Annotated in this window: 16 protein-coding genes; 7 read left to right on the top strand and 9 right to left on the bottom strand. The window is 67.7% G+C overall.

Annotation, left to right across the window (positions count from 1 at the left end):
- Window positions 1–15: 15 nt before the first annotated feature.
- The 6 genes from LMF57_RS09270 to dapB all read right to left on the bottom strand — a co-directional run bounded on the left by LMF57_RS09270 (window position 16) and on the right by dapB (window position 7,412).
- On the bottom strand, window positions 16–936 hold the full coding sequence (locus LMF57_RS09270) for a phosphoglycerate mutase (protein WP_229291271.1): 921 nt from the start codon (window positions 934–936) through the stop codon (window positions 16–18).
- 3 nt (window positions 937–939) lie between these two features.
- Window positions 940–1,416, bottom strand: coding sequence for a transcription elongation factor GreA (gene greA / locus LMF57_RS09265; RefSeq protein ID WP_049464691.1), 477 nt, complete (start codon window positions 1,414–1,416; stop codon window positions 940–942).
- Window positions 1,413–4,655, bottom strand: coding sequence for a carbamoyl-phosphate synthase large subunit (gene carB / locus LMF57_RS09260; RefSeq protein ID WP_059064103.1), 3,243 nt, complete (start codon window positions 4,653–4,655; stop codon window positions 1,413–1,415). The genes greA and carB overlap by 4 nt, the downstream gene beginning before the upstream one ends.
- A 54-nt stretch (window positions 4,656–4,709) precedes the next feature.
- Window positions 4,710–5,264, bottom strand: a complete 555-nt coding sequence (locus LMF57_RS09255; RefSeq protein WP_229291270.1) for a hypothetical protein — start codon at window positions 5,262–5,264, stop codon at window positions 4,710–4,712.
- A complete protein-coding gene (gene carA / locus LMF57_RS09250) occupies window positions 5,264–6,394 on the bottom strand; it encodes a glutamine-hydrolyzing carbamoyl-phosphate synthase small subunit (protein ID WP_117310304.1) in 1,131 nt (376 codons plus the stop codon). Before carA ends, LMF57_RS09255 begins: the two co-directional genes overlap by 1 nt.
- Window positions 6,395–6,683: 289 nt before the next feature.
- A complete protein-coding gene (gene dapB, locus LMF57_RS09245; RefSeq protein WP_080277594.1) occupies window positions 6,684–7,412 on the bottom strand; it encodes a 4-hydroxy-tetrahydrodipicolinate reductase in 729 nt (242 codons plus the stop codon).
- Window positions 7,413–7,571: 159 nt separating this feature from the next.
- On the opposite strand from dapB, the gene LMF57_RS09240 reads away from it, so the two are divergent.
- From LMF57_RS09240 to LMF57_RS09230, 3 genes are all read left to right on the top strand, one after another.
- The gene (locus tag LMF57_RS09240) at window positions 7,572–7,967 is read left to right on the top strand and encodes a MerR family transcriptional regulator (RefSeq protein WP_088100897.1); all 396 of its coding nucleotides are present in this window, start codon (window positions 7,572–7,574) and stop codon (window positions 7,965–7,967) included.
- A 55-nt stretch (window positions 7,968–8,022) separates the two neighbouring features.
- The gene (locus LMF57_RS09235; RefSeq protein WP_117310302.1) at window positions 8,023–8,604 is read left to right on the top strand and encodes an NAD(P)H-dependent oxidoreductase; all 582 of its coding nucleotides are present in this window, start codon (window positions 8,023–8,025) and stop codon (window positions 8,602–8,604) included.
- Between the two features lie 117 nt (window positions 8,605–8,721).
- Window positions 8,722–9,189 (top strand): DUF4304 domain-containing protein, encoded by a 468-nt coding sequence (locus LMF57_RS09230; protein ID WP_229291269.1) that lies wholly within the window; start codon window positions 8,722–8,724, stop codon window positions 9,187–9,189.
- Between the two features lie 31 nt (window positions 9,190–9,220).
- Here the strand turns inward: LMF57_RS09230 and LMF57_RS09225 are convergent, their stop codons facing one another.
- The 3 genes from LMF57_RS09225 to LMF57_RS09215 are packed head-to-tail and all read right to left on the bottom strand — an operon-like array spanning window position 9,221 to window position 11,588.
- On the bottom strand, window positions 9,221–9,475 hold the full coding sequence (locus LMF57_RS09225; protein ID WP_117310301.1) for a DUF6587 family protein: 255 nt from the start codon (window positions 9,473–9,475) through the stop codon (window positions 9,221–9,223).
- Complete coding sequence (feoB, locus tag LMF57_RS09220) at window positions 9,475–11,337, bottom strand: ferrous iron transport protein B (RefSeq protein ID WP_117310300.1); 1,863 nt, start codon at window positions 11,335–11,337, stop codon at window positions 9,475–9,477. Before feoB ends, LMF57_RS09225 begins: the two co-directional genes overlap by 1 nt.
- Window positions 11,334–11,588: a FeoA family protein gene (locus tag LMF57_RS09215; protein WP_025874743.1), complete on the bottom strand. Its 255-nt coding sequence runs from the start codon at window positions 11,586–11,588 to the stop codon at window positions 11,334–11,336. Before LMF57_RS09215 ends, feoB begins: the two co-directional genes overlap by 4 nt.
- Before the next feature lie 120 nt (window positions 11,589–11,708).
- On the opposite strand from LMF57_RS09215, the gene LMF57_RS09210 reads away from it, so the two are divergent.
- The 4 genes from LMF57_RS09210 to LMF57_RS09195 all read left to right on the top strand — a co-directional run bounded on the left by LMF57_RS09210 (window position 11,709) and on the right by LMF57_RS09195 (window position 16,521).
- The gene (locus LMF57_RS09210; protein WP_117310299.1) at window positions 11,709–12,497 is read left to right on the top strand and encodes an enoyl-CoA hydratase-related protein; all 789 of its coding nucleotides are present in this window, start codon (window positions 11,709–11,711) and stop codon (window positions 12,495–12,497) included.
- Between the two features lies 1 nt (window position 12,498).
- Window positions 12,499–12,885 (top strand): VOC family protein, encoded by a 387-nt coding sequence (locus LMF57_RS09205; RefSeq protein ID WP_117310298.1) that lies wholly within the window; start codon window positions 12,499–12,501, stop codon window positions 12,883–12,885.
- Window positions 12,886–13,057: 172 nt separating this feature from the next.
- Window positions 13,058–13,951, top strand: a complete 894-nt coding sequence (locus tag LMF57_RS09200; protein ID WP_229291268.1) for a hydroxymethylglutaryl-CoA lyase — start codon at window positions 13,058–13,060, stop codon at window positions 13,949–13,951.
- Window positions 13,948–16,521, top strand: coding sequence for an EAL domain-containing protein (locus tag LMF57_RS09195; protein WP_229291267.1), 2,574 nt, complete (start codon window positions 13,948–13,950; stop codon window positions 16,519–16,521). Before LMF57_RS09200 ends, LMF57_RS09195 begins: the two co-directional genes overlap by 4 nt.
- Window positions 16,522–16,523: the final 2 nt, after the last annotated feature.

Here is a 16,523-nt window from a genome sequence, read left to right as displayed (position 1 = left end):
GGCGCCACCACCACCTCAGGCGTCGTGCAGCTGCCGAGGCTTCTTCCAGAACTGCCAGCGCTGGCCGCGATCCAGCTGGAACTGCAGGCCGTCCTCGAAATCCAGCACCAGCCGCTGCAGCTCGCCACGCTTGAGCGCGGCAAGCAGCGGCTGGATCGCGTCGTTGCCCAGCTGCTGCAGCGAGCGCAGCTGGCGCAGGTCGACCAGTGCATCGACCGACTGCTCACCATCCACCGCGACACCTGCGGCCTGGGCCAGGCCCTGCAGCAGCGCATCGCGGCTGCGAACCTGCGCGTGCGGCGTAGCCACCGATACGGGCATCACGCCACCACCCCAGAACCACAGCGAATTGATCGGCTGCTGGCCCTGCGCGGCGCGCTGCTGGTTCCACGAGTGGGTGTGCAGCAGCACCTGCGCTTCGGTCATCAGTGCGCGCCAGCGACGGCCCGCCTCGCCCGGCGGCAGGTGCGCGAACAGGTCATCACCCAGCACCTCGTCGGGGCTGTCGAACTCCGGCAGTTCTGTACCGATGGGCAGGCGCAGGTACCAGCGTGACGGATCGGGCGCATCCAGCACGAAACCTGCATCCGCAAACAGCGGCTGCAGCACGGGCAGCAACGCCAGCGTATCGGCCAGGCCGGGCCGCAGCGTTTCGCCGTGGCCCATCATCCGCGCGCCATGCATGTCCGGCACCATGCAGGCCGGATCGGCACGCAGCCAGCAGGCGCCGGCGGCATCGCCGACGTCACGCTGGCGGGTCAACGCAGCGACCGGCCAGTGCGGCGCGGCCACCGTGAAGTGGCGCAGCAGCTGCGCGCGTTCGCCGGCATCGCCCTGCGAAGTGGTGGCGCGGCCCAGGGCGCGCGCCACGTCATCCGGCAGTGCAGCCACCGCAAAGCGGCTGCGTGCCGGCAACAGCAGGGTCGCCGTCGCCACGGATCAGTCCTGGTAGCTGACGCTGACGATCTCGTACTCGCGCTGGCCGGCCGGCGCATCGATCACGATCGAGTCACCTTCCAGCTTGCCGATCATCGCGCGGGCGACCGGCGAGGAAATGGCGATCAGGCCCTGCTTGATGTCCGCTTCCAGGTCGCCAACGATCTGGTACTTCTTCTCTTCGTCGGTTTCCACGTCGGCCAGGGTCACGCTGGCGCCGAACACCACCTTGGAGCCTGCATTGAGCTTGCTCACGTCGATGATCTCGGCGTGCGACAGCTCGCCTTCCAGCTGCTTGATGCGGCCTTCGATGAAGCCCTGTTCCTCGCGCGCGGCGTGGTACTCGGCGTTCTCCTTCAGGTCGCCGTGCTCGCGCGCTTCGGCGATCGCGGCGATCACCTTCGGACGCTTGACCGACTTCAGGTGATCCAGTTCGTCGCGCAGACGCTGCGCGCCCTTCATCGTAATGGGTGCTCTCATGCGTTCAACTCCTTGTGCAGTTCCTGCAGCGACCAGACCGGGCCGGTACCGCGGAATTCCAGTGAATCCACCAGCGCCTTGGCACCGGCAATGGTGGTCGAATAGGTGACACGGTGCTGCAGTGCCTCGCGACGGATCGAGAACGAGTCGTTGATCGCGGCACGGCCTTCGGTCGTGTTGACGATATAGACGATCTCGCCGTTCTTGATCGAATCGACGATGTGCGGGCGACCCTCGACCACCTTGTTGATGATCTCGCAGTCCATGCCGTGCTGCTGCAGCCACGCTGCGGTGCCACGGGTGGCAACCAGGCTGTAGCCACGCGCCAGCAGGGCCTTGGCCACCGGCAGCACGCGCTTCTTGTCCGGGTCGCGCACCGACACGAATGCCTTGCCCACTGGCGGCGCCTTGATGCCACCGGCTTCCTGCGCGCGCGCGAAGGCGGCGTTGAAGCTGCGGCCCACGCCCATCACCTCACCGGTGGAGCGCATCTCCGGCCCGAGGATCGGGTCGACGCCCTGGAACTTGGCGAACGGGAAGATCGCTTCCTTCACCGAGTAGTAGTCCGGCACGATTTCCTTGGTGGCGCCCTGCTCTTCCAGGGTCTTGCCGGCCATGCAGCGGGCCGCGATCTTGGCCAGCGGCATGCCGGTGGCCTTGGACACGAACGGCACGGTGCGCGAGGCACGCGGGTTCACTTCCAGCAGGAAGATGGTGTCGTTGCCTTCCTCATCGGTCTGGATCGCGAACTGGGTGTTCATCAGGCCCACCACGTTCAGGGCCTTGGCCAGCTCGACCACCTGGCGACGCAGCTCGGCCTGGGTTTCAGCCGACAGCGAGTAAGGCGGCAGCGAGCAGGAGGAATCGCCCGAGTGCACGCCAGCCTCTTCGATGTGCTCCATCACGCCACCGATCAGGACGTTGCCCTGGGCGTCGGCGATGATGTCCACGTCGCACTCGACGGCGTTGTCGAGGAAGCGGTCCAGCAGCACCGGCGAATCGTTGGACACCTTCACCGCGTCACGCACATAGCGGGCCAGGTCGGATTCGCCATAGACGATTTCCATCGCGCGGCCACCCAGCACGTAGCTCGGGCGCACCACCAGCGGGTAGCCGATCTCACGCGCCAGCAGCAGGGCTTCCTGGTCGTTGCGGGCAATGCGGTTCGGCGGCTGCTTCAGGCCCAGGTTGTCCACCAGCTGCTGGAAGCGCTCGCGGTCTTCGGCCAGGTCGATCGAGTCCGGGCTGGTGCCGATCACCGGCACGCCGTTGGCTTCCAGCGCGCGTGCCAGCTTCAGCGGGGTCTGGCCGCCGTACTGCACGATCACGCCCTTGGGCTGCTCCAGCTCGACGATTTCCAGCACGTCTTCCAGGGTCAGCGGTTCGAAGTACAGGCGGTCGGAGGTGTCGTAGTCGGTCGACACGGTTTCCGGGTTGCAGTTGACCATGATGGTTTCATAGCCATCCTCGCGCAGCGCCAGTGCCGCGTGCACGCAGCAGTAATCGAACTCGATGCCCTGGCCGATGCGGTTGGGGCCACCGCCGAGGATCATGATCTTGTCGCGGTTGCTCGGCGCGGCTTCACACTCGTCCTCGTAGGTCGAGTACAGGTAGGCAGTGCTGGTGGAGAACTCGGCGGCACAGGAGTCCACGCGCTTGTACACCGGGCGCACCTTGTGCGCGCGACGCAGCGCACGCACCGCGGCTTCGTTGGTGCCGGTCAGCTGGGCCAGGCGGGCGTCGGAGAAGCCGGCGCGCTTGAGCTTGCGCAGGCGCGCCGCATCCAGGGCGTCGATGCCATCGGCCGCGACCTGGGTCTCGGCGGCGATGATTTCTTCGATCTGGTCCAGGAACCACGGATCGATGTAGGACAGCTTGAAGATGTCCTCCACGCTCATGCCGGCGCGGAACGCGTCGGCGACGAAGAACAGGCGCTCCGGACCCGGCGCCTTCAGCTCGCGGCGCAGGGTCTGCAGGTCGTCTTCGCTGGCCAGGTCCAGGCCGGTCGGGTCGAAGCCGACCTTGCCGGTTTCCAGGCCACGCAGGGCCTTCTGCATCGATTCCTGGAAGGTGCGGCCCATCGCCATCACCTCGCCCACCGACTTCATCTGGGTGGTCAGGCGTGCATCGGCGGCCGGGAACTTCTCGAAAGCAAAGCGCGGAATCTTGGTGACGACGTAGTCGATGGACGGCTCGAACGAGGCCGGGGTCAGGCCGCCGGTGATCTCGTTCTTCAGTTCGTCCAGGGTGTAGCCCACGGCCAGCTTGGCGGCGACCTTGGCGATCGGGAAGCCGGTGGCCTTGGACGCCAGCGCCGAGGAACGCGACACGCGCGGGTTCATCTCGATCACCACCACGCGGCCGGTGTCCGGGTTGATGCCGAACTGCACGTTCGAACCACCGGTATCCACGCCGATCTTGCGCAGCACGGCGATGGAGGCATCGCGCAGGCGCTGGTATTCCTTGTCGGTCAGGGTCTGCGCCGGGGCCACGGTGATCGAGTCACCGGTGTGCACACCCATCGGGTCCAGGTTCTCGATCGAGCAGACGATGATGCAGTTGTCCGCGGTATCGCGGACCACTTCCATCTCGAATTCCTTCCAGCCCAGCACCGACTCTTCAACCAGCACTTCGGTGGTCGGCGACAGTTCCAGGCCGCGGTTGACGATCTCGATCAGCTCTTCGCGGTTGTAGGCGATGCCGCCGCCACTGCCGCCCAGGGTGAAGCTGGGGCGGATGATGGTCGGATAGCCGACGCGGGTCTGGATCTCCAGCGCTTCGTCCAGGGTGTGGGCAACGGCAGCGGTCGGGCACTCCAGGCCGATCTCGCTCATCGCCACGCGGAACAGTTCGCGGTCTTCGGCCATGCGGATCGCATCGCGCTTGGCGCCGATCAGCTCGACGTTGTACTTCTCCAGCACGCCGTGGTCGGCCAGGTCCAGCGCGCAGTTCAGCGCGGTCTGGCCACCCATGGTCGGCAGCAGCGCGTCGGGCTTTTCCTTGGCGATGATCTTCTCGACGGTCTGCCAGTTGATCGGCTCGATGTAGACGGCGTCGGCCATCTCCGGGTCGGTCATGATCGTGGCCGGATTGCTGTTGACCAGCACCACGCGATAGCCCTCGTCACGCAGGGCCTTGCAGGCCTGGGCGCCGGAGTAATCGAACTCACAGGCCTGGCCGATGACGATCGGGCCGGCACCGATGATGAGGATGGTCTTGAGGTCAGTGCGCTTGGGCATTTTCTTCTCTAGGTCAGTACAGCGTGACAAGGGGGAGTGATCGCACGCTGTCGATCAGGAAATCTCTTCGGGTTTCAGCGCAATCCCGCACTGGTCCTGCAACGGCTTGGCCAACTGCGCGTCCAGATCCTCTGGAATCGCCGGCCCACTTTCGAACGACGCCACCATGCGACGGTACGTCGGGCTGGCCATGAAGGCGGCAAGCTGTGCGCGGTCGGCACCCGCCAGACCGGCGCCAGCCTTGGCCTCGGTGTTGTCCGGGGTGGAATTGGCGAACGTGGTCGAAAGGGCCCGGCCCGCGGGCGTGGCAAGGAAGCGCGACCATTCGGCGATCACTACATCGCCATCGCTGCCCAGACCCTGGATGATCGAACGGCGGAACTGCGCATCCAGCAGATCGCGCACGGGTGCCTGCACGCATGCCTGCTCGGCATCCGGCAACGCCTTCAACGCCGGCGTGCTGTCGATCACCAGGCTGGCCATGGTGGCGCCAAGCGAGCCCATGCCCAGCGTCTTCACTACCGCAGCCACGTCGACGTCGGACGCCGGCGCAGCCTGTGCAGCACCCGCGGCGCAGCACAGCGACAGCAGCAGAGCGGCGCTGCGCATCAAGCCTTGGCCTCGGCCATCAGGGTCACGAAACGATCGAACAGCGGACCGACGTCATGCGGGCCCGGCGAGGCTTCCGGGTGGCCCTGGAACGAGAACGCCGGCACGTCGGTGCGGGCGATGCCCTGGTTGGTGCCGTCGAACAGCGAACGGTGGGTCACCCGCAGGGTGGCCGGCAGGGTCGCTTCATCCACCGCGAAGCCGTGGTTCTGCGAGGTGATCATCACCCGGCCGCTGTCCAGGTCCTGCACCGGATGGTTCGCGCCGTGGTGGCCATGGCCCATCTTGATCGTCTTCGCGCCCGAGGCCAGGCCCAGCAGCTGATGGCCCAGGCAGATGCCGAAGGTCGGGATCTTCACGTCGATGAAGGTCTTGATCGCGGCGATCGCGTAGTCGCACGGTTCCGGGTCACCCGGGCCGTTGGACAGGAACACGCCGTCCGGCTTCAGCGCCAGCACTTCAGCGGCCGGGGTCTGCGCCGGCACCACGGTGACCTCGCAGCCGCGCTCGGCCAGCATGCGCAGGATGTTGGTCTTCACGCCGAAGTCGTACGCCACGACCTTGTACTTGGCCGGCACGCTGACGAAGGCGTTGGCGTCCAGGTCCAGCTGGCCCTCGGTCCAGACGTAGGTCTTGTCGGTAGTCACGACCTTGGCCAGATCCATGCCCTTCAGGCCCGGGAACTTGCGGGCCGCTTCCAGCGCCTTTTCCACATCGATGCCGTCGCCGGCCATCAGCGCGCCATTCTGGGCGCCCTTCTCGCGCAGGATGCGGGTCAGCTTGCGGGTGTCGATGCCAGCGATGGCGACCACGCCCCGCTGGATCAGCCAGTCCTGCAGCGACACCTGGCTGCGCCAGCTGCTCGGGCGGCGCGGCACGTCGCGCACGATCAGGCCGGCCGACCACACCTTGGACGCTTCATCGTCCTGGTCGGTCATGCCGGTGTTGCCAATGTGCGGATAGGTCAGCGTGACCATCTGCCGGGCGTAGGACGGGTCGGTCAACACTTCCTGGTAGCCGGTCATGGCGGTGTTGAACACCACTTCACCGACGGACAGGCCGGGCGCGCCTACGGATTCGCCCTCGAATACGGTGCCGTCTTCGAGGACGAGGATTGCGGCTTGGGTCACGGAATTCTCACTTTGGCTACCGAGGGGGTGCCGAAGTCACGCCTGCGCTTCACGGAAATCCGGTTGCAAAAAAGCGCGGACGTACGGTCTGGGACCGGTCCGGCTTTCGTGATTCGGCGAGTGCGAATTGTAGCGGTGCCGGGGCGCTCGCGCCAGCGGTTATCGCCATTCATGAACAGGCGATTGCGCATTCATTTCAATCCGGGGCCGTATGCAGGCCCCCAAGGGTAGCGCCGGGCCATGCCCGGCGGATCTGCCACCGACGCCGGGCACGGCCCGGCGCTACCGTTTACAGGGGGCCGTCCAGCAGATCCCTTACCCGGTAGCTGCCTGCCGCCCGGCCCTGCAGCTGGCGAGCGGCAAACAGCGCCCCGCGGGCAAAGATGTCGCGGTTGGTGGCCCGGTGCACCAGCTCGATGCGCTCGCCCAGGCCGGTGAACTGCACCAGATGCTCGCCGACGATGTCTCCGGCGCGCAGGCTGGCGTACTGCGGCTCGGCCCCGCCCCGCTGCGCCGCGGCCCCCAGGGTCAACGCCGTACCCGAGGGAGCGTCCTTCTTCTGCGTATGGTGCGATTCGACGATGTCGCAGTTCCAGCCGGCCAGCGCCTGCGCTGCACGTTCCACCAGCTCATCGAGCACCGCCACGCCCAGGCTGAAGTTCGACGCCCACACCAGCGGGATCTTCGCCGCCGCTGCTTCCAGTGCCTGGCGCTGCACACTGGAAATACCGGTGGTGCCCGATACCAGTCCCGCACCGCGCTCCACGCACAGTGCCAGCAGCGCATCGAAGCCCTCGGGCAGGCTGAAGTCGATCGCCACATCGAACACCGGCGCCCCCGGCAACTCGCTGGCCGCGAAGAACGGCACGCCGTCGATCACCCGCTGCGCCGGCGCGCGGCCGGTCACCGCAGCGACGATCTGCAGGGAATCAGGATGTTCGGCGGCCAGTCGCAACAGGGCCTGGCCCATGCGCCCGGAGGCGCCGTGAATAAGCAATCGCAGGGGAGTCTGGTTCATGCACGCAGGCTAGCGGCAGCACGCATGGTCCGGCAAGCACTGTCGTTGCTACGCTGCGTGCCCCTTCAAGCGCTGGCCCGCACCTCATGCACCTTTGCAAACCGCCCGCGCCAAGCGCTGACGCCATCATGCCACCTGCGCGGATGCAGGGCTGAAACGGTGCGCATTTCCGAAGTCGCCCGCCGTACCGGCGCCAGCGCCAAGGCCATCCGCCTGTACGAGGCACGCGGCCTGCTGCCGCCAGTGCCGCGCCTGAACCGCTATCGCGACTACAGCGAGCAGGACGTGGCCTGGGTGCAGCTGATCCGGCAGGCACTGGGGCTGGGCATCGGATTGGCCGCCATCACCCGCCTGCAGCGCGGCGACGGCCAGCTGGACTGGCCAGCCGTGCTCGCCCTGTTGGAACGCCAGCGCACTGCGATTGCCGCCGAGCGCGAGCGGCTTGCCCGCGTCGAGGTCGAACTGCAGCAGGTGGGTGACGAGCTGCGGCAATGGCTGCAGCAGGGCGATGGTCCCTGCGTGCTGGCTCCCGCTGGCTGCCCTGGCGGGGTTTGACTCTGCCCTTGGGGCATAGCGCAACGTCGGATGCTTTCCAGCCCCCGAGACTGCCGTGCCCCGCTCCATCCTGATCCTGCTTGGCCATCCCGACCGCGACAGCCTGTGCGGCGCCCTCGCCCAGCGCTACGCGACCGCCGCCCGCAACGCCGGCCACCACGTGCGCATGATCGCCTTGGGCGACCTTCAGTTCGACCCGGTGCTGCGCCACGGTTATCGCCAGATCCAGCCGTTGGAAACCGACCTGCAGGATGCAGCAGACGCGATCCAGGCCTGCGACCATCTGGTGCTGGTCTACCCGACGTGGTGGGGCGCGATGCCGGCACTGCTGAAGGGCTTCTTCGATCGCGTGCTGCTGCCGGGCTTCGCCTTCCGCTACCGTCGCGATTCGGTGTGGTGGGACCGGCTGCTGGCGGGGCGCAGCGCGCGGGTCATCACCACGCTGGATACGCCGCCCTGGTACTACCGCTGGATCTACCGCGATCCGGGCATCACCCAGATCCGCGCCACCATCCTTGAGTTCTGCGGCATCCGCCCGGTGCGGGTCAGCCGGCTGGGCCCGGTGCGCAGCAGCACGCCCGCACAGCGGGAGCGCTGGTTGGCGCGGGTGGCGGAGCTGGGCAGGCAGGCGCGGTAGATCCACGCCGCGCGTGGAGGAATTCTCAGCCGACGTCCCAGGTGTCGCATCTGCCCATTGTTGGCAAGAGACCGCCACGCGAAGCTGTGCGCAGCTTTCCCGATCCAGAAGATCCCAGTGAACATCAGATCCGCGACCATTTTCGGCAGATGCGCAAAGCAGGCAGGCTTCGCCGGCACTACAGCAACCCGCTACCGGCAATTGGGTGACGTCTTACTCGTCCTGAATCACCAAGGGTCCCGCTTGGGCCGAGGCTTCTACGTGAATCTCGGCTTGTATTTCCCAGACCTCCTAGCGCAACCGCCTTCTCCCGATGAAGTGGAAAATGCATTCAAGCACCGCGCGATCACTCCGCACCCCCACGTAAGCTGGCGGATAGAGAATACGCCCGACCTCCGTCGACCGTTCACGCAGGAAGATCTCGACGCTTTGCTCAAGGCGGAGGATGCAATTGGGATAGAAGACCTACTGAACGAAGCCTTGGCCGACACGCTGGACTTCGTTACCTCCCAAGTGACCCGTGAATCGGTGAGGCGCCTTTATCAGCAGCGCAGATTTTCCGCCATCATCCTCAAGGACGTCTAGCGGACCGGAGTTCGCTCTCACCCAGCCGGGCTCAGTGCTGCTTCGGCGGCGTCGGTCCGCAGCTGTCGCAGCCGCCGCACGCCCCGCCACCGCCAGTGGCCGGCGGCGCGATCTTCCGGCCCAGCGCCTGCAGCCAGGCCGCACGGCCCGGCCTCAGCAGCGCCAGTGCCAGCGCGCCGCGCAGCTTGCGCACGGTGCCGGGCGCTTGCTTCTTCAACACCACCCACGCACTGACCAGCACGGCCAGCGCGATGATCAGGTACTGCACCAGCAGGCCGGCGTCCATCAGCCGCCTCCCAGCGCCACGGTCACCTGGTAGGTGATCAGCGCGGCCACGTACGCCGCGGCGAACAGGTAGAACGCCGCAAAGCCCATCTGCTTCCACGAGTTGGTCTCGCGCTTGATGGTGGCCAGCGTCGAAATGCACATCGGCGCGTAGATGAACCACACCAGCAGGGCCAGGCCGGTAGCCAGCGACCAGCCATCAGCCACCACCGGCGACAGTGCGGAGATCGCCGCATCGTCATCGGCGGCCGACAGCGCGTACACCGTCGCCAGCGAGGACACCGCAACTTCGCGCGCAGCGAGGCCCGGGATCAGCGCGATGCAGATCTGCCAGTTGAAGCCCAGCGGCGCGAAGATCGCGGTCATCGCGTGGCCGATCTGGCCGGCGTAGCTGTAGTCGATGGCCGGCATCGTCGCGTCGGCGGGCGCGCCCGGGAACGACAGCAGGAACCACAGCAGGATGGTCAGCGCCAGGATGATGCCGCCGACACGCTTGAGGAAGATCATGCCGCGCTCGTACAGGCCGACGGCGAGGTCGCGCGGATGCGGAATGCGGTATGACGGCAGCTCCAGCATCAGCGGGTGCTCGCTCTTGTCGCGGCGCCACTTCTTCATCACCCACGACATCACCAGCGCGCTGAGGATGCCGGCCACGTACAGGCCGAACAGCACCAGGCCCTGCTGGTTGAAGATGCCGATCCTGCCGGCCGGTATGAACGCACCGATCAGCAGCGCATACACCGGCAGCCTTGCCGAGCAGGTCATCAACGGTGCCACCAGGATCGTGGCCAGGCGGTCACGCGGGTCCTGGATGCTGCGGGTGGCCATGATGCCCGGCACCGCGCAGGCAAAGCTGGACAGCAGCGGGATGAACGACCGCCCCGACAGGCCGGCCGCCGCCATCATGCGGTCCAGCAGGAACGCGGCGCGTGGCAGGTAACCGGACTCTTCCAGCGCCAGGATGAAGGCGAACAGGATCAGGATCTGCGGCAGGAACACCACCACGCCGCCCAGGCCGGCGATGATGCCGTCGGTCAGCAGGCTGGTCAGCGGACCTGCCGGCAGCACGCTGGCGGCCAGCTCACCCAGCCAGGCAAAGCCGGCCTCGATGCCATCCATCAGCGGCGTGGCCCAGGCGAACACCGCCTGGAAGATCAGGAACATCACCACCACCAGCGTGATCAGGCCGAACACCGGATGCAGCAGCCAGCGGTCCAGCGTGTCGTCGATCTTCGCCGTCCGTGCCGGCATGCGTACGGCTGCGGCCAGGATCGCGCGCACCTGCGCGTGGTAGTCCGCGCCACTCTCAACGCCGGCCAGCGGCGCATCCAGGTGCGGCACCATCGTATCCAGGCGTTCCACCAGTGCACGCGCGCCCTGCTTGCGTACCGCCACGGTTTCCACCACCGGCACACCGATCTCGCGCTCCAGCGCGGCCACATCGATCTGGATGCCGCGGCGCTGCGCGGCGTCGACCATGTTCAGGGCGACGATCATCGGCTTGCCCAGCTCGCGCAGTTCCAGGGCGAAGCGCAGGTGCAGGCGCAGGTTGGTGGCGTCGATCACGCACAGAAGGACGTCCGGCGCGGCCTCACCCGGGTAGAACCCCCGGCACAGGTCGCGGGTGATCGCCTCGTCCAGGCTGGCCGGCTGCAGGCTGTAGGCGCCCGGCAGGTCGAGCACGGCGAACTCGCGGCCGGACGGCGCACGCAGGCGGCCTTCCTTGCGCTCAACGGTGACGCCGGTGTAATTGGCGACCTTCTGCCGGCTGCCGGTCAGCTGGTTGAACAGCGCGGTCTTGCCACTGTTGGGGTTGCCGACCAGCGCGATGCGCAGCGGGGCGGCGGTTGCGGTGGCGCTCATGCACGTCCCTCCTGGCTGGCCGGGTCGATGACCACGCGCCGGGCCTCACTGATACGCAGCGCGAAACGGGTGAACCCGACCTGCACCAGCAGCGGCTCGCCACCAACCGGGCCTCGCGCCACCAGGCGCACTTCCTCGCCCTTGACGAAGCCCAGCTCGCGCAGGCGCCGGGCGATGGCATCGTTGGCATGCAGGTCCTGCACGGAATCGACCACGGCCGAGGCGTGCAGGGGCAGTTCGGACAGCGTCATCTAGCGTGTTCTCTGCTGGATGTAAATGGTTCTCGATTCTAACATTCCCGCGTCGCGTCATGGCCCATGACCAATGGCCCGCTATGATCCATACAGGTATGGAGCAACCCCCGGAATCCCATGAACGATGCTTTGCAGATCGAGCGCAACGGCGCTGTCCTGACCCTCTGGCTGAACCGGCCGGAGCTGCACAACGCCTTTGACGCCGGCCTGATCGCCCGGCTGACCGCAGCCCTGGAAGCGGCCGGCCACGATGACACCGTGCGCACGGTGGTGGTGGCCGGCCACGGTGCCTCCTTCTCCGCCGGTGCCGACATGCAGTGGATGCGCGGCATGGCCTCTGCCAGCGAGGCGGACAACCGTGACGACGCCCTGGCCCTGGCCCGCCTGATGCGCACCCTGGACGAGCTGCCCAAGCCCACCCTCGCCCGCGTCCACGGCGCTGCCTTCGGTGGTGGCGTCGGCCTGGTGGCCTGCTGCGATATCGCCATCGCTACCACCGCCGCCCGTTTCGGCCTCACCGAAAGCCGCCTGGGCCTGCTGCCGGCAGTGATCTCGCCCTATGTGATCGAGGCCATCGGCAGTCGCCAGTCCCGCCGCTGGTTCGCCACCGGCGAGCACTTCGACGCCGACACCGCCCTGCGCATCGGCCTGATCCACCAGCTGGTGGAGCCCGAACGCCTGGACGAGGCGGTGCAGCGACAGCTGGCCCTGCTCGACAAGGCCGGACCGATCGCCTCGGCTTCGGCCAAACTGCTGGTCCGGCAGGTTCGCGACGCTCATGATCGCGACAGCCTGGACCGTGACAATGCCGCCCTGATCGCCCGCCTGCGGGTATCGGCCGAAGGCCAGGAGGGCCTGGGTGCCTTCCTCGACAAACGCGCGCCGCACTGGGTCACGGAGGCCTGACATGCTGGACCATATCGGCTTGAACAGCAGCAACCTGCCGCGCAGCAGGGCCTTCTTCCTGCAGGCGCTGGCACCGTTGCAGATCGGCGTGGTGATGGAGGTCAGCGCCGAACAGACCGGCGCCCACGACCACGTGGGTTTCGGCAACCACGGCAAGCCGTTCTTCTGGCTGGGCAATGCAACGCCGCTCAGCCAGGGCGTGCACGTGGCCTTTGTCTGCGCCGAGCGCGCCCAGGTTGATGCCTTCCACGCCGCCGCGCTGGCCGCAGGGGCACGCGACAATGGTGCGCCCGGCCTGCGTCCCTGGTACCACCCGGACTATTACGCCGCCTTCGTGATCGACCCCGACGGCAACAACATCGAGGCGGTCTGCCACCTGCCCGGGTAGACCCCTGCGTGGCCACCAGGCGCAGGCGTGGCCGCTTGTGCGACCCGCCTGCGTATCTCATCTGGCAGCCTGGCGAAGACCGGGCCGCCCCCCGTTTCCCAGGAACCGCCGTGACCCCAACCGATCCCATCCGCCCTGCCCTTCCCGTCCCGCCCGCCGCAGGGGTGCCCCGGTGAGCGATTTCGTCCGTATCGTCGAGGTTGGCCCGCGCGATGGGCTGCAGAACGAAAAGCAGGCCGTGGCCACCACCGACAAGATCGCCCTGATCGATCGCCTGTCGGCCACCGGCCTGCGTACGATCGAGGCGACCAGCTTCGTCAGCCCGCGCTGGGTCCCGCAGTTGGCCGATGCTGCCGAGGTCTATGCTGGCATCCAGCGCCGCGCGGGCATCGCCTATCCGGTGCTGGTGCCGAACGAACAGGGCTACGACCGTGCGCGCGCCGTCGGCGTGCAGGAAATCGCGGTGTTCACCGCTGCATCGGAAGCCTTCAACCGCACCAACACCAACGCCGGCATCGATGAATCGCTGGCCCGCTTCGAGCCGATCCTGCGTCGTGCGGCGGCGGATGGCGTGCGCGTGCGCGGCTACGTGTCCACCGTGCTCGGCTGCCCCTACCAGGGCGAAGTGTTGCTGGCCGATGTGGTGCGCGTGGCCCGCGCCCTGCACCAGATGGGGTGCTATGAGATTTCGCTGGGCGACACCATCGGCGTCGGCACGCCGCGCAAGGCCCGCGCCATGCTGCAGGCGGTGACTGCCGAGATCCCGATGAGCGCACTGGCCGTGCACTTCCACGATACCTACGGCCAGGCCATCGCCAACATCGCCGCCTGCCTGGAAGAAGGCGTGCGCGTGGTCGACAGTGCGGTGTCCGGTGCCGGCGGCTGCCCGTACGCGAAGGGCGCCAGCGGCAACGTGGCCAGCGAGGACGTGGTGTACCTGCTGCAGGGCCTGGGCCTGGAGTGCGGGGTCGACCTGCCGTCGCTGGCCGAGACCGGCCGCTGGCTGGCCGGACTGCTCGGCCGCGCGACCGCCAGCCGCGTCGGGCAGGCGCTGGCAGCGACATGAACGACAGCGGCCCGCGCGACCGTCCGGCCATCGGCGATACACCCGCCGCAACCGACGTCGCGCTGGCCGCTCTGGACGCGGCGCTGGCTGCTTCGCCGCCGCCGGCCCAGGCCAGGCTGCTGCGCCAGGCACGGCAGGCGTTGGCCGATGCGCAGCAGCGCGAACTGGATACCCAGGCACGCTATGCCGCGTTGTTCGACGCCGTGCCCGACCCGGTCAGCATCCTCAGCGCCGAAGGCGTGGTGCTGGACGTCAACCGCGCCGGCATCGTCGCCTACGACCGCCCGCGCGAGGACATCGTCGGCCAGCCGATCGAACTGCTCAATCCCGACCTGCCCAGCGACCATCTGCAACCGGTGTGGGAAGCGCTGAACCGCGGCGACACCTACGTCATCGAAGTAACCAACATGCGCGGTGATGGCAGCCGCTTTCCGGTGGAGGTGCACTCGGCCGGCTTCCAGGACCGCGGCCAACCCTGCATCGTCGCCGTCGCCCGCGACTTGAGCGGGCGCTGGCGCGCCGAGTCGCGCTATCGCCTGTTGATGGAATCGATCGACAAGGGCGTGATCCTGTTCGACCGCGACCTGCGCGTGCTGTCGGCCAACCCGGCCGCACATCGCATCCTCGGCCTCACCGGTGGCGGCGTGGGCTTGAACGCGATGCTCGATCCCGAAGCGTGGATCATCGTCGACGAACATGGCCACCCGTTGACCCAGTCACAGTGGCCGACCAGCCGCTGCTTCCAGGCCGGGCGGGTGATCCGCAGCACCATCATCGGCCTGTACCACCGCCCGCGCGGACGCATGCTGTGGTTGTCCACCACCAACGTGCCGGTGTTCGGCAACGGCTGCGACCGGGCGGACCATGTCTATGCAATGTTCAGTGACATCACCGAACTGAAGCGCAACAACACCCTGTTCGCGCGCGCGCAGTCGCTGGCCCATATCGGCGGCTGGGAGTGGGATCGCGGCCTGCAGCGCCTGTACCTCACCGATGAAGCGCGGCGCATCGTCGGCCAGCCGGCCGACCTGGAGGACATGCCCGACCTGCTGGACTGCCTGCGCAGCGACGACCGCGCCGCCCTGCAGCAGGCGCTGGCCGACACCATCGAACACCGCAGCAGCTTCGGCCTGGAGCTGCAGGGCCAGCGCCGCGATGGCCACTCGTTCTGGATACGGATGATCGGCGAGGTCCCGGCCGGCGATGTCGATGCCGCCCGCATCACCGGCACCGTGCAGGACATCACCGAGCGCAAGCAGGCCGAGGAAACCCTGCGCGTGCAGGCCCGCACCGACCCGCTGACCGGAATCATGAACCGCGATGCGGTGCTGAGCGACCTCGGCGTGCGCATGCACAGCCCCGGCCACGACCGTGTGGCGGTGCTGTATATCGACCTGGACCGCTTCAAGGTGGTCAACGACCTGCTCGGCCACAACGCCGGTGATGAACTGCTGATCGAAGCGACCCGGCGCATCGCCACCGCGATCGGCACCGAAGGCCTGCTTGCACGCTTTGGCGGCGACGAATTCCTGGTGATCTGCGACCTGCGCGACCAGCCGGACCAGGCCGAACAGCTGGCCGAGCGCATCACGGCGGCGTTCTCGGCACCGTTCCAGCTGGGCAGCGACGAGTTCCCGGTGACCGCCAGCATCGGCATCGCCCGCGCACCGCGCGATGGCGACCGGCCGCAGCAGCTGATCCAGAACGCCGACACGGCGATGTACGAGTGCAAGCGCCGCACCCGCAACGGTTGGCAGGTGTTTTCCCCGGAACTGGCACAACGCCAGCATGACCGCCTGCAGATCGAAAGCCGGCTGCACAAGGCCCTCGATGGCGACGAGTTCCACCTGGTGTACCAGCCACAGGTCAACCTGCGCAGCGGCGCCACCATCGCCTGCGAGGCGCTGATGCGCTGGCACAATACCCAGCTGGGACCGATGCGCCCGGACCTGTTCATCCGCCACGCCGAGCACACCGGCGACATCGTGCGCATCGGCCAATGGGCGCTGCGCGAAGCGTGCCGGCAGGTGCGGCAGTGGCAGGACGACGGGCTCGGGCTGGTGCGGGTGGCGGTCAACGTGTCCTGGCGGCAATTCGTCGGCGAGGATCTCGCCCGCTGGGTGCGGCAGGTGCTGGATGAGTTCGGCCTGCCCGGCAGCGTGCTGGAGCTGGAGTTCACCGAGCGGGTGCTGATCGAGGATGCGCCGGACACCCTGCGCACCTTCGCCCGCCTGCGCGAAATGGGGGTGATGCTGACCATCGACGACTTCGGCGAAGGCTACAGCGCCCTGAACTACCTGCGGCGCCTGCCCATCCATGGGCTGAAGCTGAGCCAGCTGTTTGTCGAAGGCATTCCCCGCAACCGTTCGGATGTGGCGGTGTGCGAGGCGGTCTGCGCGATCGCGCGCAGCCTGGGGCTGGGCGTGGTCGCCGAAGGCGTGGAGACCGAGCCACAACGGCAGTGCCTGCTCGACCTGGGGGTGACCGTCGGCCAGGGTTTCCTGTTCGCCCATGGCCTCCCCGCCGCCGACTTCGAGCGTCGCCTGCGCCGCGCCCGCGAACTGGGCTGAGG

It is taken from the genome of Stenotrophomonas sp. SI-NJAU-1 (assembly GCF_020883215.1).
GTDB classification, from domain to species: Bacteria; Pseudomonadota; Gammaproteobacteria; order Xanthomonadales; family Xanthomonadaceae; genus Stenotrophomonas; species Stenotrophomonas indicatrix.
The sequence above is the reverse complement of the archived record's forward strand: the minus strand, read 5'-3'. Positions and strand labels throughout refer to the sequence as shown.

What these genes read in the sequence shown, in the direction of transcription:
- greA (WP_049464691.1), bottom strand. Translation starts at nt 1,416, where the DNA reads ATGAGAGCACCCATTACGATGAAGGGCGCGCAGCGTCTGCGCGACGAA.
- carB (WP_059064103.1), bottom strand. Translation starts at nt 4,655, where the DNA reads ATGCCCAAGCGCACTGACCTCAAGACCATCCTCATCATCGGTGCCGGC.
- LMF57_RS09255 (WP_229291270.1), bottom strand. Translation starts at nt 5,264, where the DNA reads ATGCGCAGCGCCGCTCTGCTGCTGTCGCTGTGCTGCGCCGCGGGTGCT.
- dapB (WP_080277594.1), bottom strand. Translation starts at nt 7,412, where the DNA reads ATGAACCAGACTCCCCTGCGATTGCTTATTCACGGCGCCTCCGGGCGC.
- LMF57_RS09225 (WP_117310301.1), bottom strand. Translation starts at nt 9,475, where the DNA reads ATGGACGCCGGCCTGCTGGTGCAGTACCTGATCATCGCGCTGGCCGTG.
- feoB (WP_117310300.1), bottom strand. Translation starts at nt 11,337, where the DNA reads ATGAGCGCCACCGCAACCGCCGCCCCGCTGCGCATCGCGCTGGTCGGC.
- LMF57_RS09215 (WP_025874743.1), bottom strand. Translation starts at nt 11,588, where the DNA reads ATGACGCTGTCCGAACTGCCCCTGCACGCCTCGGCCGTGGTCGATTCC.
- LMF57_RS09210 (WP_117310299.1), top strand. Translation starts at nt 11,709, where the DNA reads ATGAACGATGCTTTGCAGATCGAGCGCAACGGCGCTGTCCTGACCCTC.
- LMF57_RS09205 (WP_117310298.1), top strand. Translation starts at nt 12,499, where the DNA reads ATGCTGGACCATATCGGCTTGAACAGCAGCAACCTGCCGCGCAGCAGG.
- LMF57_RS09195 (WP_229291267.1), top strand. Translation starts at nt 13,948, where the DNA reads ATGAACGACAGCGGCCCGCGCGACCGTCCGGCCATCGGCGATACACCC.